General features: G+C 36.9%; 11 protein-coding genes. 6 read left to right on the forward strand and 5 right to left on the reverse strand.

All coding sequences use genetic code 11. The features are described 5' to 3' along the window. Both IPH52_00425 and IPH52_00430 read left to right on the forward strand, forming a co-directional pair. Positions 1-423, forward strand: a complete 423-nt coding sequence (locus IPH52_00425) for an SRPBCC family protein (protein MBK7053504.1) — start codon at positions 1-3, stop codon at positions 421-423. 12 nt (positions 424-435) lie between these two features. Then, on the forward strand, positions 436-1,257 hold the full coding sequence (locus IPH52_00430) for an alpha/beta hydrolase (GenBank protein MBK7053505.1): 822 nt from the start codon (positions 436-438) through the stop codon (positions 1,255-1,257). A gap of 85 nt (positions 1,258-1,342) precedes the next feature. Here IPH52_00430 and IPH52_00435 read toward each other — a convergent pair whose 3' ends face one another. Further along, the gene (locus tag IPH52_00435; protein MBK7053506.1) at positions 1,343-2,491 is read right to left on the reverse strand and encodes a hypothetical protein; all 1,149 of its coding nucleotides are present in this window, start codon (positions 2,489-2,491) and stop codon (positions 1,343-1,345) included. A 33-nt stretch (positions 2,492-2,524) separates the two neighbouring features. Here IPH52_00435 and IPH52_00440 point away from each other — a divergent pair, with 33 nt between their 5' ends. After that, positions 2,525-3,880, forward strand: coding sequence for an amino acid permease (locus IPH52_00440; protein ID MBK7053507.1), 1,356 nt, complete (start codon positions 2,525-2,527; stop codon positions 3,878-3,880). 169 nt (positions 3,881-4,049) lie between these two features. On the opposite strand, the gene IPH52_00445 is transcribed toward IPH52_00440, so the two are convergent. Then, on the reverse strand, positions 4,050-4,382 hold the full coding sequence (locus tag IPH52_00445) for a DUF4404 family protein (GenBank protein MBK7053508.1): 333 nt from the start codon (positions 4,380-4,382) through the stop codon (positions 4,050-4,052). Between the two features lie 277 nt (positions 4,383-4,659). On the opposite strand from IPH52_00445, the gene IPH52_00450 reads away from it, so the two are divergent. From IPH52_00450 to IPH52_00460, 3 genes are all read left to right on the forward strand, one after another. Further along, a complete protein-coding gene (locus IPH52_00450; protein MBK7053509.1) occupies positions 4,660-6,642 on the forward strand; it encodes a hypothetical protein in 1,983 nt (660 codons plus the stop codon). Between the two features lie 146 nt (positions 6,643-6,788). After that, positions 6,789-8,057 (forward strand): hypothetical protein, encoded by a 1,269-nt coding sequence (locus IPH52_00455; protein ID MBK7053510.1) that lies wholly within the window; start codon positions 6,789-6,791, stop codon positions 8,055-8,057. A gap of 126 nt (positions 8,058-8,183) precedes the next feature. Continuing rightward, positions 8,184-9,041 (forward strand): EamA family transporter, encoded by an 858-nt coding sequence (locus tag IPH52_00460; protein ID MBK7053511.1) that lies wholly within the window; start codon positions 8,184-8,186, stop codon positions 9,039-9,041. A gap of 196 nt (positions 9,042-9,237) precedes the next feature. Here IPH52_00460 and IPH52_00465 read toward each other — a convergent pair whose 3' ends face one another. Genes IPH52_00465 through IPH52_00475 form a run of 3 tightly spaced genes read right to left on the reverse strand, consistent with a single transcriptional unit; the run spans position 9,238 to position 15,578 of the window. Further along, positions 9,238-10,299, reverse strand: a complete 1,062-nt coding sequence (locus IPH52_00465; protein ID MBK7053512.1) for a hypothetical protein — start codon at positions 10,297-10,299, stop codon at positions 9,238-9,240. A gap of 23 nt (positions 10,300-10,322) precedes the next feature. Then, complete coding sequence (locus tag IPH52_00470) at positions 10,323-10,991, reverse strand: DUF2135 domain-containing protein (protein MBK7053513.1); 669 nt, start codon at positions 10,989-10,991, stop codon at positions 10,323-10,325. Positions 10,992-10,994: 3 nt separating this feature from the next. Further along, a complete protein-coding gene (locus IPH52_00475; GenBank protein ID MBK7053514.1) occupies positions 10,995-15,578 on the reverse strand; it encodes an alpha-2-macroglobulin in 4,584 nt (1,527 codons plus the stop codon). Position 15,579 lies beyond the last annotated feature (1 nt).

The raw sequence follows: 15,579 nt of genomic DNA on the forward strand, positions 1-15,579 counted from the left end.
ATGTTTACCACCAAAGTAGAAGCAGTCATTCATGCACCAATAGAAAAAGTTTTCTCTTATGTAAGAGACTTAGAAACTATGCCCCAATACAATGCACATCTCAAACATGCAAAATGGCTAGACGAAAACAAAACTTCTTGTGCGATTACACTCAGTTTGTCGATAGTCAGTATCAATTCTGATTATAAAATTGTAGAAATGCAAGATGGCATTCGATTTGTTGCGAAGTGTGACTCTTCTGCTCTGGCATTTGAGGACATCTATGAATTTGAATCTCGCGGAGAAAATACATTTCTCCGCATAACAGATCACCTCGAATTAAAAGGACTTTTGAAGCTCAGTGAGGGATTTCTTTCTGGAATATTCGGAAAAGAAATGCAGGGAAACATGGATAGGCTCGTCAAAAAAATCGAAGCATTGTAAAATATCTTTACGATGAAAACTATTCTTCTCTTTCTTCTCACCCTCCTTCTATTCTACTCCTGCACTGAATCAAATCATACACAAGAGACTTCGATTCCTAAAAGATTTTTTCCAACGACTGAGACTTATATAACAGAAGGGGCAAATTTACAGTATGCATTAGTTAATTCAAAGAAGAGTAAATTAGTCCTATTCATTCATGGCTCTCCCGGATCTAGCAATGCATTCTCTGAATATTTAGAAGACCTTCAATTACAACAGGAAGCGATTCTAATTTCAATAGATAGGTTCGGATATGGTGGCTCTATGCGCGGATTAGCAGAATTATCTGTTGGCAATCAGGCGCGGTATATCAAGCCTATCTTGGATAAATACAATTTGCCTACGTTGCTTGTAGGTCATTCGTATGGTGGACCTGTGGCATTACGGATGGCAATGGATTATCCAGAGCAGGTAACAAGCATTTTACTCTTGGCTCCCTCTATCGACCCGGAGTTAGAGAAAGTGGAATGGTATCAAAGACTGGGCAATTTTAAAATAATACGATTCTTTTTACCTAGTTTTATTGATGTATCCAATCAAGAAATTTTACCGCTACGCTTTGAACTCGAAAAGATGGAGCACCTCTGGAAGAACTTAAAGACTCCGATGACAATAATCCAAGGCGACAATGATTCTCTCGTCCCACCGCGTAACGCTGATTATGCAGAGAAAATGTATCCCGATAAATCAAAGCTTAAAATCATTCGCGGTGATATGAATCATTTTCTACCCTGGAATCAACGCGAACTAATCCAATCGGAGATATTGGGAATTATGACAGGTATGGAATGACTGGATGTTATATTCTATATAATAAGGATTACATTGTATGAGTAGAGACAGGTCTCAGACCGTCTCTACTATGCAAGGCAATCCTCTATTTACGAGTAACGACCATTATGTGTTGTTGTTTATCAGCTGTTCCATAACCGTATTTGAAATTAACTTTCTCGGGTTTCTGATCTTCGTGTAATTTTTGTAATTCCTTTTGGACTTTCTCAGGCCAGAGTCCTATAGGTCGCGTATAACGTCCGAATACTTTAATTTTAAAGTCTTTATCTAAATCACGAACCGGTGGACCTGTATCATCCATTACCATAAGCTCGGAATTCTTAATGATGAATTCTTTCATTTCAGTAAACGAGTCATAGTGAAGAAGAAAGGATGCCGCTTTAAATGTAGAGGCGAAAGTGCCGAACTTACCGAGAAACTTCATTGTTCCCGGATTTGCTTTTAGCCCGTAGTTAGAAATATTAGTGGAAAGAAAATATAATTTCTTTTTTGCTCCGTCTACTGGATCAATGAAATCAATATCTAAACTAACTAGACCTTCCCGGTAATTTGCATTTGCCTTTATCTCTTCTTTGGTTAAATAAACAATATCTCCATTGTCATTGATTCTGAAATTTTTAATAGAGTATGGTTTCACTTTTAAAAATCCAAAGTAAGCAAGAAACACGGGAGCCGTTCCGCGAAATACAGATTTGCTTACATCTTCTTTCATCGAATTCGTCATGAAATAATTCAAACGAGAAATTGTATCCAAGCTACCGTTTAATTCCAATAAGCCTCTCGAAATTTGATTTTCATTCATGCTTTCGAAGTCAGGTTCAAATCCACCAGCTTCGAGTCCAATCATGATATACGTTGTTGCCTTGGGGTAAATGGTAAACGCATTTGGAAAATCGGGACCTGAGAAAGGATAGAACACAACTTTTGATTTTGGCTCTGGAACATTTTTATTTTTCCATGTGATAAATGGATCTTGGATTTCTTTGTTGTATTGCTCCCAGTGCTTGGTGATTCGTTGACGAAACGTTGCGTAGTAAGCAGTGCGTGTAAGTTTTCCTAATTTTGTAGTTTCATCCGCTTGGGATTTGCCACTTAAGAAGAGAGACTTTGCTTGCAGTTGCTTGGATTCGGGAGTTTCCGCAATGATGACACTTTCGCCGGATGTTTTATCCACTTTGCAAAAACTCAAAACGAAAAAATAGAAGAAAAATATAATTAAAAACTTGTTACTCATGTAAGCCCTTTTTTATAGTCAAATTATTCATTTATGGAATTAAAGCGAACACTTTCTTTAACAGATTCGGTCTCACTCATGTTTAGTTCAATGGTGGGATCTGGGGTATTCTTCACGACAGGATTTATTCTCAATAAAGTAGAAAATCCTTGGCTCGTAATTACTTGTTGGATATTAGGAGGGATATTTGCCATTGCGGGTGCAGTAACATTTGCTTATCCAGCCGTTATATTCCCGGAGGCAGGCGGAGATTATATCTATCTCAAAAAAGCCTATTCTCCTCTAGTAGCATTCATGAGCGGATGGGCATCTCTCAGCGTCAACTTCTCAGCTAGTATTGCCGTTCTTGGAATCGCATTTTCAAAATACTTGCAATTCATTTTTCCGGCTATCAAAGATTTGCCTGATTTTAGGACAACGATTGGTCCACTCAATGTAGAGCTAGGACCAACGCAAGCGATAGGCGCCGGTCTAATTACTTTTTTTAGTATCATCAATTATTTCGGAATCAAACAAGCCGTCCGTCTACAAAACGTATTTACCTCTATAAAAATTTCAGGACTCTTGATCTTAGTAATTGCTGGATTCGCATTTGGAAAAACAGATTTTTCTCCACTCAGGGATAATTCCTTCTTTCCCGATATTTTCCAAAATGTAAATCTTCTTATCCTTGGAATTGTGCCTGTATCCTTTTCGTATTTAGGCTGGAATATGGTGACCTATGTAGCAGGAGAAATCAAAGACCCGCGAAGAATTATTCCTTTGTCGGTTGCGATTGCTTGTGCAATGGTAATGTCTCTTTACATTGCGATTAATTTACTATTCTTAGTGTCTGCCCCCGTGAGTGAACTAAAAGGTCAGGGTGGTATTGGAGTGATTGCCGCCAAACATCTATTTGGCGACGGGATTACAACTGTTATTTCCTTGTTCATCTGTTGGATTATTTTGGGATCTATGTCTGCTATGATTATCGGTGGTTCACGTATATACTATGCTATGGCAAATGATGGATTATTCTTTCATCACCTAGCTGACCTACATCCAAAGTACGCCAGCCCACACAAGGCACTTTTATTTCAGTGTATTTATGCTTCTATTTTGATTATTTTCAATCAATTAGAAGACTTATTGTATTTTATCACTTGCGCCATATTGTTCTTATCCTCTCTGACTGCATTCATTCCGTTTGTTTTAAAGAAAGAATACAAATCAGAATCGGATTATAAAATTCCCCTCTATCCGTTTCCACCGTTGCTTTATATCACTGCAAATATTATTCTAATTAGTATTCTTGCCTACGAGCAGCCGGCAAACGCAATGAAGGGAATCGGAATAACGCTATTAGCCATTCCAGTTTACTTCGCATTCAGGCATAGCTTTAAGAAATGAAGACTGTCATTTCGAACATCCCTCAGCGGCAAATCGAATATAGGCAATGAGATTGATGTGAGAAATCTATCTGGCAAAGAAAGAATAGTGCTAAGGAAGATAGACCTCTCACGGTGTTCCCGCCCTGCGCTTAGCCGCGCCCTTCACCTGCGTATGTTCGAGGTGACAGTTAAAACCCGCTATTAGACAACGAAACGCAGATAGAATTTACAGTAGCTACTAGGTCCGGATGAGAGACTTCAAATTTGGCAACGCTTTCAGAAAGACCTTTTAAAGAAAGATCAAAGAGACTTTTGTTCTTCTCAGATTTAATTGCTTCATGAGTAGATGATTTTGTAAAATTGGCTACAGACTCGGCATCTTCTTTATTGGTATTGGAAAGATCTATTACTTCCTTTTTAAGTGAGCCTACTAAACCAAGTAGTTCATTTTTCTTTGCATCATCAATACTTTTGGCATCTCTAATATTTTGTTCGATTTTAGAAATTGTTTCCTGAATCATTTTGCTATCCTCTTTTCAACTAGATTAAAAACTCCCACACAAAAGGTCAAGAAGGTCTAATAGAAAAATCCAATGATATCGGTCGCCTTTTCTATATAATTGTTGCAATAATCTTAGACCACTCCGTATTTTTTATGAATAATATTAGTAAAAACCACAGGGGAAATATTTATTTCACTTGAAATTACTTGTTTATGATTTATTCTCTGTTCATAAAACATAAAAATTTGCAATTTATGGATTGGTTCTACTTTTTTTATTCAAATTTAAGAAAAAAATGAAACTGTTACAATTAAAAAAATTAATATTTGCACTTTTACTCTTACTATTTCCTTTCTCTTATGCTTTGTCGCAAGAAGAATCGGAAACTGTGAATCCGCTCATTTTATATATGGATAAAGTCTATGATGTAATTCCTCATGCAGAAATTTATGAAGATAAAACTGGAAATCTAAGCTTTGAAGAGGTAATCGAAAAAGAATTTAAACCCGGCGGAAAGAATTCTTATAATTTTGGTTTTACATCTTCCGTTCTCTGGATGCGCTTTCAAATCAAAAATCAAAATAGTTTCTTAAATGATGATTGGATTTTCTTTGTGGAGTATCCACAATTAGATTCGGTCAATTTTTATTTTCCAGTGGAAAACGATAAAGAGGAAGAAGATGTTTACATTGAAAAGGTCGGTGGAGATCATCTCCCATTTTCAAAAAGAAATATAGAGAGTAGAATTCTTAATTTCACTGTTCCCTTCGAAATCGAAAAAGACCCTGTGATCTATGTGCGCATTCAGTCCATTAGTGTTTTACAAATTCCCATCTATCTTTCCACTCAACGTCTCTTTCATTTAAGGGAAAATGAAAACCAAATTATAATTGGAATTTATTTTGGAATCATGCTCATCATGGGAGTTTATAATTTATTTTTATTTCTTTCTCTTAGAGAAAGGATATATCTATATTATGTGCTAACTGTTTTTTTTAGTTTGCTCTATATGAGTTCCTTTCACGGATATGGATATAAATACTTCTGGTCAGAATACCCATATATTCAAAATAAAATCATTCACTTAAGTGGGCTAACAACGATTTTCTTTTTGAATCTCTTTACAGTAGAGTTCCTGGATACAAAAAATTTTGCTCCCCTATTAGACAAAATATTAAAATTTCTATTGGTTCTTTCTCTTCCCGCATTCATTCTTAGTTTTGCTTTAGAATCCAATATTCCAATCATCGTTATCAATGTTTTACTATTATTCTATCCAGGTGCGTTAATAGGAGCAGGAATTATTGTTCTGCGAAAAGGTAATAAAGCAGCAAGACTTTATTTAGTAGGATGGGGATTTGCGGCAATCGTGGGGGCATTCACAGTTATGCGCTCTTTTGGAATAGTCCAAGACCACCGTATCCTAAATTATTTAGGCTTACTCACTGGATCTCTCGAAGTTGCCTTTTTTTCCTTCGCACTTGCAGATAAAATTAATATTCTAAAAAGAGCAAGAGCCCAAGCGGAAGAAAAGCTTATTACAACTTTAGAAGAAGCAAATCAAGAATTGGAAAAGCATGTTAAGAGCAGAACCAAAGAATTATCCCGATCCAATAAGCAAAACGAAGCTCTTTTACTCAATATTCTGCCTAACCATGTCATTGAAAGAATCAAAGCACACGATGAAGTTTTGATTGTAGATACAATTCCATTTGCTAGCATTCTATTTGCGGATGTTGTAGGATTTACAAAGCTTTCTCAAACGGTAGCCGCAACAGACTTAATTGTGCTTTTAAATAATGTGTTTTCCCATTTTGACGTTCTCACAATGGTTCACAATCTAGAAAAAATGAAGACAATAGGCGACTCCTACATGGTAGTGGGAGGATTACCAGGAAGCATTGATAATCATCTAGAGGCTATGGCTGATTTGGCGCTCGATCTTTTAAAATTCAGTCAACAACAAGAGCTAATTGATTTACTCATGAAATATCCTGACTTCAAAATCAGAGTTGGAATTCATTGTGGTCCCGCAGTCGCCGGTGTGATAGGACTCGAAAAAATTGCCTACGATATCTGGGGCGATACAGTAAATACAGCAAGTCGGATGGAGTCATATGGAGTGCCTGAAATGATTCATACATCTAGACAAGTCTACGATCAACTCAAAGGAAAATATATTTTTGAAAAACGTGGACTCATTGATATAAAAGGAAAAGGAATGATGGAAACCTATTTCCTAATGGATAAATTTCCTCCAAAAACTAAATCAGTGTAACGACTAACGTTTTTTATTTCATAGTTTTTAATTATCCCGATCTCTTTTTTGTTGCAAAACAAACTCACTTTTAAATTTGCCAGAAATTAGCAAAAAGAATTTAGAAATTTCTTGACTAAACAGAATTATTCCTATATGCTATTGCCATGCTACGAACATTTAAAATAGTTCCTTTCACTATATTGAGAACACTGTTATATCTTGCGCTTATTTCCTTTTTACCTTATCTAAATAATAGTCTTAGTGCAAAAGTAACTTGCACGGGTCCAGCTTGCGACGCTATTCCACAAAAATACATTTCTCAATTTGATAACATTGATGCGACTTTTCAATCTCAATATTTGCAACCAGTAATGCAGTCCATGATACAAGCATCCGTTATTTCAAATAACGGTTCCGGAATGATAGGGGCTGGTTATGTAAATCGGTTTCAAGTCGGAGTTGGTCTTGGTGCCGGTTATGTAAGAAAAGAAGATATAACAGTTAGCTACGGAGATATTGGAATTCCCAAGCTGCCTAATATAGGAGTTTCCGCGGCACCCACAGTTATGGGAGCGGTTAATCTAGGTTGGCTTCTGGGAAAAGGAGGCTCGCTTAATCCCACGAAAGACTTGAATGAAAACAAATCAAATGTGGAAGATGATGATGACGACGATGATGAGGAAGATTACAATAGAAAATACTTCCATAGATTTAATTTTTACTTTCATGGTATGAAAGCAAATTATCAAACTACAGATGTAAAAGCGGCTTACAATAATAAGCCGGAAGTATCAGGCGGAATTAAACTAGAAAGTTTTGGTATAATGCTTCGTTATCAAATCATTGAGCCTAAAATTTCCAGTTTTTCTTTCTTCGGTTTTTCAGGAATCTCAGCAGGTGTTGGATATAATATGCAAAACTTTGTGATGGACTTAAATCACCAGCCAAGAACAAATCCAACAATCAGCTTCGGACAATTACAAGGAGCATGGGTTGCGCGCACTGAATTTGATTTTGCTTCTAGCGTTCGAAGTATTCCTATGGAATTAAGAACCGGAATAAAACTATTTTACTTCTTTGATTTTTTCGTTGGAGTTGGATACAGCAAGAATTATGGAATGGCGGATTTACACTTATCTCGCGGAGGTCCGGTTAAATTATCGGTAGACCCATACTATGTTTTTAATAGTTCAATCTTAACTTCTGATTATTATAAATATTATACAAATAATTCACTCAATCCCTCGAAAGGTCCTTTGAATCCAGAAGGAACACTTTCCATGGACTTCAGGCAAAAGACAAAGATTCACAACAATACAAATTATATTATTGTAGGAACAGAATTTAACTTTGCTTTCCTGAAGATATTAGCAGAAGCAACCATTCTAGAAAAAGCCTATGGAGCTAACGTTGGACTCAAAGTCGCTTTTTAATTTCCAGATTGATTGAACATAAAAATAAGTTTAATTAGGAAATGATTCTATTTCCATAAAATTGGAAATAGAAAGAATGGATTTGTGAATACAGAAAAATCTAATTCTACTTATATTTTAGGTGTAATGTTCATTATCCTCTCAGCAATTGGGTTTTCCGCTAAGGCAGTGATGATTAAATTAGCCTATGCCTATAAGGTGGACGCTACGACTCTACTCTTTCTTCGTATGGCATTCGCCACTCCTTTTTTCTTAGTAGTTGGAATTTACAAATCTAAGTCGGAAGCGACTCATCTATCTTATTCGGATTGGGCGTATGTAGCTCTTCTTGGATTTCTTGGATACTACCTATCTAGTATTTTAGATTTTATGGGACTCGAATATATTAGTGCAGGAATGGAGCGGCTAATTCTATTTATCTACCCAACCATAGTTGTAGTGCTATCAGCATTTTTATTTAAGAATAAGGTTAGAGAAAGAGAAATACTTTCTTTATTTATTAGTTACATTGGAATAGCGATTGTGTTTTTTTCTGATAAAGTAGAAAAGACAGAGCATATTTATCTGGGAGCATTCTTAATATTTCTATGTGCATTCACCTACGCGGCTTACCTAATTGGAAGCGGGAAAATGATTCCTAAGATTGGAGCTTCTCGTTTTACTGCCTACGCAATGTTAATCGCTTGTCTTTCTATAAGTCTACACTTTCTATTTACTCACTCGCTGGATAATCTAAATTTGCCGTTCGAAGTATATGCTCTAAGTTTTGGAATGGCGATAATTTCTACTGTAATGCCTACGTTTTTACTCTCGCAGGGAATAAAACGCATTGGCTCTGGGACAGCTTCTATCATTGGCACGATAGGTCCTGTATCTACTATTTTACTCGCCTGGATATTTTTAGGGGAAACTCTCAATTTGCTCCAATTTCTAGGAACTGCTTTTGTAATTGCGGGAGTATTTATTGTGAGTTATAGGAGATAGGAATCCCAGTCACCTCGAATATGCTTTATCGTGAGAGGTCTTTTATGCTTAAAACTATCGTTGTATTGCAAGATAGATTTCTCACACCACCCATTAGCTTAGTCACAAACCCAGCCGCCAAGCTATGTCGGGAATCTCAATATGTTGAGATCCCCGACAACTAAACTCGGGGATGACAAATAAATATAAGATTGAACTATAAAATATTGAGAGTAATTGTCGATAGCTCTAAGGCTTCTTTTTTCCCTGATCCCTTGTCAACGAACACAACAAGCAAATAAGGATTATCCCCTTTTTTGAAATAGATAATATTCCAACCGTGCGTTGTGTATTTTTTTCCCTCGCGTGTGGGAGTGCCTGTTTTTCCACTTAGGATTTGAATGCTTGTATTTTGGAGGTGGACATTTTTTAGTGTTCCTTCCTTTACTGTTAGCCTTAGAGCTTGTTGAATTTTTCGACGAATAGAATCTGAATAGGGAAACGGGCTTACTTGTTTGGGAGTTTCACCCTTTAAAATAGGCATTAGAATGGGAGTATCAGAAAAAATGGCTCCGTAGATTTGTGCTAACTTTAGAGCGGTTAATTTTATTTGTCCGTCATCTCCAATACTCGTAAGAGAGGATTCAAAAGGAGTCGGAATTTTATGAGTCAAAATCTTAGCATTGGAAGTTCGTTCAAAAGAAGCTCCCGTTCCTTCGTCCAGTCGCCAATCTTGAATCAAAGTCTTATAAAAGAACTCTGAATCAGCAGAAACAAAGTGCAGATAATAGGCATTACACGACTCAGCTAATGCTTTTCGCATTGTAATTTCCCCATGACCTTTTTCTTTGGAACATCGGAAGTAATTCTTGCCTGTTTTGGAATCTTCTACTAGATTAAATCTAATTTTGTCTTCTGCTTTAAAATAATCTTTCGTTGGCTCTTCAAATTTCCCAATGCAGAAATACTTTTGCTCTGATGAAATATGAAATTTTTCTTGGTTTGCAAGAAATACAAACGAAGAGAGAGTCTTTAGAATAGAGCCGGGCGGTAACTTCTTATAAAATGCATTCTTCTCCGTGTAGGCAAATTCTATTTTACCCGACTCAGGACTTGTAATTAATACAATTGCTTCGTTCTTATTTTTCTTTTCCCAAGTAGTGAGCGCAGTATTTAGCTTTGCCTCATCGAATCCAAATAGGGAAATGGGTATTAATAGTAGGGGTTGAATACATTCAACCCACCGAATACATTCAACCCAACGCATGAAATATTTCATATGGAAATGTTAATTAAAATATTTCATTCCCCTGCTATCTGAAAGTCAGCGATATGATAGACTTGTTGGGCGCGGGTCATTGTAAATTCAAAACTCTTTCGCTCTTCTTTGGAGGTGCCTTCATAGAGGATAACATAGAGTTTGACTCTAGTGATGGGAGTATTGTAGTTAGAGTAGTATTGCACGTTTATCGCGTAAGAGCCAGACAATGCTTTGGACATGGTAAATGTTTCGGGACCAAATCCATCTGTAACGTCTACATCCAAGTTGCCGCCGGAAGAACTAGACGTGGCACCGAAAAAAGTTTTTTCGCTTTTTGGATCAATTACCCAGAGATCAACGTCAGTCGCTGTATCCCAGGTGAGAACCACTTTAATATCTTTCGGGGGAACGTTGGCATGAAAGGAAACTTTGTCATGGTCTTTTCCATGCTTGACTTCGATTGTATTACTACCGGGGGCTACTACTGATTTTATCCTAAAACTTCCTGAATTGGCTTTGATAGTTTGCGGAATTCCATTCATGACGAGAGTGATCCGCTCGGCTGATGTATCTGCAACAGAGCCAGTGATTTCAATGACTCTAGAAGTAGTAAATCCTCCGCGGGGAGATAAAATTTTTACTTCTGAGGAAAGAATAGAAATAGTCATAAAGAAAGATAAAACTAAAACAAAGCTTTTAAGGTTACGCATGATTTACTCCACTTTTAGGTTTTCAGAAGAAGAGATTCCCCTTACTTCTGGATAATACATAAGACTCGCACTTGCAGGGGCAGAATTGTATTTGCCGCTTATATCAGCGCGAAGAAAATAGCGAACTGTAGATTTTTGAATTGGACCGCGCACAAAGAAGACAGCTCGATCATCGTAAACCTGGCGGAATTCATAATCAGCAGAATAATTTCCAACGTAATAATTTGTATCTTTTGAGACAAAGCTAAAACCGGGAATCAAAGGATCTTCGACCATAAAATAAGAATCAGATTTTCCTGTGCGCTCAATTTCTAGCGATACCATAACGAGTTCGCCTGGCTTAAAGGAATTGGAATTCTTAACATTTAAGTTTACTTTACCGTTTTTCTCCTCTGCGGTTACGGAAAAGTATTCTCTCTTTACTTTAATTCCTTTGTCGATAGGAGAGAATGATTTTGACTTATCAATATATTGTAAAGAAACAACAGAGTAAACTGTTCCTCCTTTTTCTTTTACAAGTTCGATTGTATTTTCTCCTTTTACTAAATTAGGAATGGAAAAATTCCAATCTGCTTTGTCGGATAAAATCTCAGTTGGTTTCGCACTCACTGTCTTGAATTCTTTCCCATTGACTATGATATTGAGGGTAATAGGTGTTAATTTTTCAGTAAAGATTTCTAGCTTTTCTGCAAGAGCAAGGACTGCCATTCCTGTATCTCTAGAATTTTTCCAGCCAACATCTGTTCTCCTGTTAAATAACTCTTCGCTGAGAATGTCCGAGATTGCTTCTTCGTTTAGACGAACGGATAATAAGAGTAAGGCGGAAAGCATTTCTACTCCATCTTTTTCTATCGTATTGTCTTCCGGAAGTTTCTTACCATTCATAATGCCTGACTCAGCAATCGCTTTCTTAAATATTACTTTCGCCTTATCGGTATTACCTGATGAATGCAGAACTAATCCAGTTAACGCTTTGCCGTATACTCCTTGTTTGTCTACAAGACCAGCGAGTGAATTGACTAGAGAAGCTTCCACTTCTCCTCCTTCGAGAATCGAAAATAAAATATAAGCTTTTTGAAAAGGATCTGAAGTAGATTCGAGTGCTTTGTAGAGGTAACTTCTGGTTTGGTTTAGAATTTCTTCATCGGGAGATTGATTCATTTTTTTAGAAATGGAAAGAGCGCGATAGACATAGGCAGACATCATCAAATCTTCCCCGCTATCAGGGGCAAACCACTTGAAGCCTCCCTCTTTTCCAAGAAGTGATTTTAAATTTTTCAAACCCTGACTTGCCATCTTAGGAAGTTCCTCTCTTTGCTTTAAAGAAAGCGCACCTGCTTTTTGGGCAGCTAAAACAGGAACAAAGCGACTCATCGTTTGTTCGACACAGCCATATGGGTAATCAATCAAATAAGGTAAGGTTGATTTTAATGCTTCTAGATTTCCGGGATTAATTCGAAGCGTTAGCCGCTCTTCTGCTGCCGTGTTTGGAATTTTCAAAGATGCCTTTGCGCTTTGATTTTGAGAATTTAGTTTTAAGGAAACAGATTCAATTCTCTTCACGCCAAAATAACGAAGAGGAATTTTATGGAGCAGAATATCTTGATTAGCCCCTTTTGCTGTAAATTTAAGACTTACATTCTTTGCTGGACTTTTCTCCTCAGTTTGGATCGTAAAACTTACGAGTTCACTTCCCTGCGGCTTTAAGGTAATTTTCTTAGAAGAATTTCCCTGCACAGAAGCACCATTAGCCTCAAGACTCACTAGAACATCTTCTTTAACATTGCTAAAATTAGTAACAGTTGTGGATACAGAATGAGATTCTCCACGTAGTAAATAGGATGGTAAATTTGCTTGCAAAGAAAGAGGTTTACGAGAAATAAAATTCGAAGTTGACTGACCGAACTTAGAATCTTCTGTGAGGGCAACGGCTGTTATTCTCCATGAGGTTAAATTATCAGGAAGAACAAAACTGAGTTTTGCCTTTCCTTCTGAGTCCGTGTTTACCGTTGCTTTCCAAAAAGCAGTATCTTTAAACTTTTCACGGGAACGATTGTCGTCTTCTTTTAATGCAGAGAGCGGAAGATTTGACTTTTTCCCGAAAGCCAAATCCATTCTTCTAGATTCAGAGTAACCAAAGAAGCGATAAGAGGAAGAGTAAACTGTATTCACATCATTTCTTCGTGGATGATAGAAGTAAGAAATGAGAGGAGGGTTCTTCTCTTCTTGGATTTGGTAAATCGCTTCGTCTACAATTGCTACGGATACTTCTGATTTAACTCCTTTTTGTTTTAAGTCAGAGGTGGAAATTTCAAGTTGAACTGTATCTCCTGGCTTGTAGATTTCCTGATCGGTTTTCGTTTTTACCTTTAAGATTTTATTCTCAGGAGGAGCGACTACTTTTATTTGCCCCGAATAAGTTTCTCGATTGGCAAAGAGGACAGCAGATAAAGTAAAGTTCGGTGAAAGCTCTGGCGTGATTTTTACACTGTATTTATAAGAGTTTCCTTTCAGGGGAATGCTTTCATATTTTAGAATACGATTTCCTTCTAAGGTTACGAGTAAATTTGCATCAGCGACCGGAGAAAGAATTAATATTTCAGCAGTGTCCCCTTGCGAATAAATATCTTTACCCGCAGTTAGAGAAATATCTTTGAGAGGAATTTCGATTGAGTCCGATTTTGCAGAAGACCAAAGAGTAGTTTCTGCAAACGTTTCAGAACCATTGGCATCTTCTGTTTCAAATCTTAGCACATAATGACCTTTATCCGGAATAGAAAATTTGAATTGTGCTTTACCGTCTGGATTTGTTTTTTCAGAAAAAGAGTCTATTTTCTTTCTCTCAGCTTCTTGTGCGATCGATTGAAATTTTCTGCGATATAAAATTGCTTTTATTTTACGAGAAGCAATCTCACGAATAAGATTATCTTTAGAAAGAGATTTATCATAAGGAATAATTTCCGCACTGACTATCGCCTCTGAGCCCGGCTCGAAGACTTGGTTTTCTTTTTTTACACGAATAAAAATAGAGCTTCGATTTATGGAAAAAGACGAAGCACCGGATAGTGTAATATCAGAATCGCGGACAGAGGCTACTACAGTGTAGGCGAAATCTTCTGTGATACTTTCAGGAAGAAAAGAGAACGAATATGAGCCAGATTTATCTAAAATAGCTTTTTCAGATCTGATGATTTCTCTACGTCCTGAGGTTTCTTTTGAAGTAAGATAAGAATCCGTCCCTTCCCAATTTAAAGTTCCTATGGGAGAATAATCATACTTAGCCTTTCGAAAGATTTGGTATTCTACTTCCACGCCGGAAAGCGGCTTACCGTGGTAATACGCAGCTTGAATATCTAGTTTGACTTTTTCTCCTTTAACATAGGATGGTTTTTCTGGTTTAACTTTTACAAGAAAAGTAGGCTTCTTATAAGCATCTACAGAAAATTCCGTAGAGTAAGTTTTACTTTCAAAGTTTAAAACTAGATTGTAAACTCCAAGATAAACTTCGTCGCCATCAGGAGCTTTGAATTCTCCATCAAAGGTTCCATTCGAATTCAGGTTAATCGAAATTCCTGTTTGAATTGCATCTCCTTTGGATGAAAACACATCGACTGTTCCCTTTCCTGAAGAAGGGAAATAAGAATCTTTTTTGAAATTCCTAACGATTCCTTTGAAGTAAACAGTATCACCTGGTCTATAAACAGGTCTGTCTGTATAGAGATAAGATTTGATTCCTCCTTCACTATAAAATGAGCTGGAATAAAAAGTTGGATCAGATACTGCGAATTGATTTTCGTGGGTAACAAGGATTAAGCTTTTCGTGCCTGTTTTACCTTTGTAGTGAAAGATGCCGGCGGAATTTGTTTTACCATTAGCCACTAACTCGGCTGTGCTCGCATCCCAGATTTTAACGATAGCTTTTTCCTTTGGAACTCCATTGTCTTTTCTTGCGGCATATACAAGAGTTTCCCCTTCGGCAAGCTTAGTAACAAAATGAATATCAGATTTAAATACAAGAGAATAAGCAAAATGAGAATTGGTAAATGCCTCTACTAAAAATACACCTGTGTCTTTTAAGGGAACAGGAACTCTTTTGTAAATCCAACTTTGCTTGGACTTGGGGACAGAAAAGCTCAAAACTAATTTATGATCTTTTAAGATTGCGGGATGAGCTAGATTTTCTTCGGATACTCGCGGATAATCCATCTTTAGCCCTTTAGAAACGGAAGAGCGAGTCTTCGTGTTTAATTCTTTTCGTCCAATTTGTCTTAAATCGTTTTTGAAATATTGAAAAGTCTTCTTCAATAGTTGAAGCGGATCAGCAAAGGCTGGTTTGTCGTTTTTTTCTTTGACAAGTCGTTCTCGCACTTTTTCCTGAAGGAATTTTTCAGGGTCTGCTATTTCATATACACGTAGCGTATAACCACTATAACCCGGTCCTTCCAAATTGACATAGGGAACTTCTTCGCGGGCAAAACTTTTATCCGTGCTGAGATAAAATTCAGGAGAGGTCTCATCAGCGTAAGAATAAAAAGGAAAAGAAAACAAAATCAGAAAAGTTAAAATTTTAATTAAACGGTTACTCATG

The organism is Leptospiraceae bacterium (assembly GCA_016708435.1).
Lineage (GTDB): Bacteria > Spirochaetota > Leptospiria > Leptospirales > Leptospiraceae > UBA2033.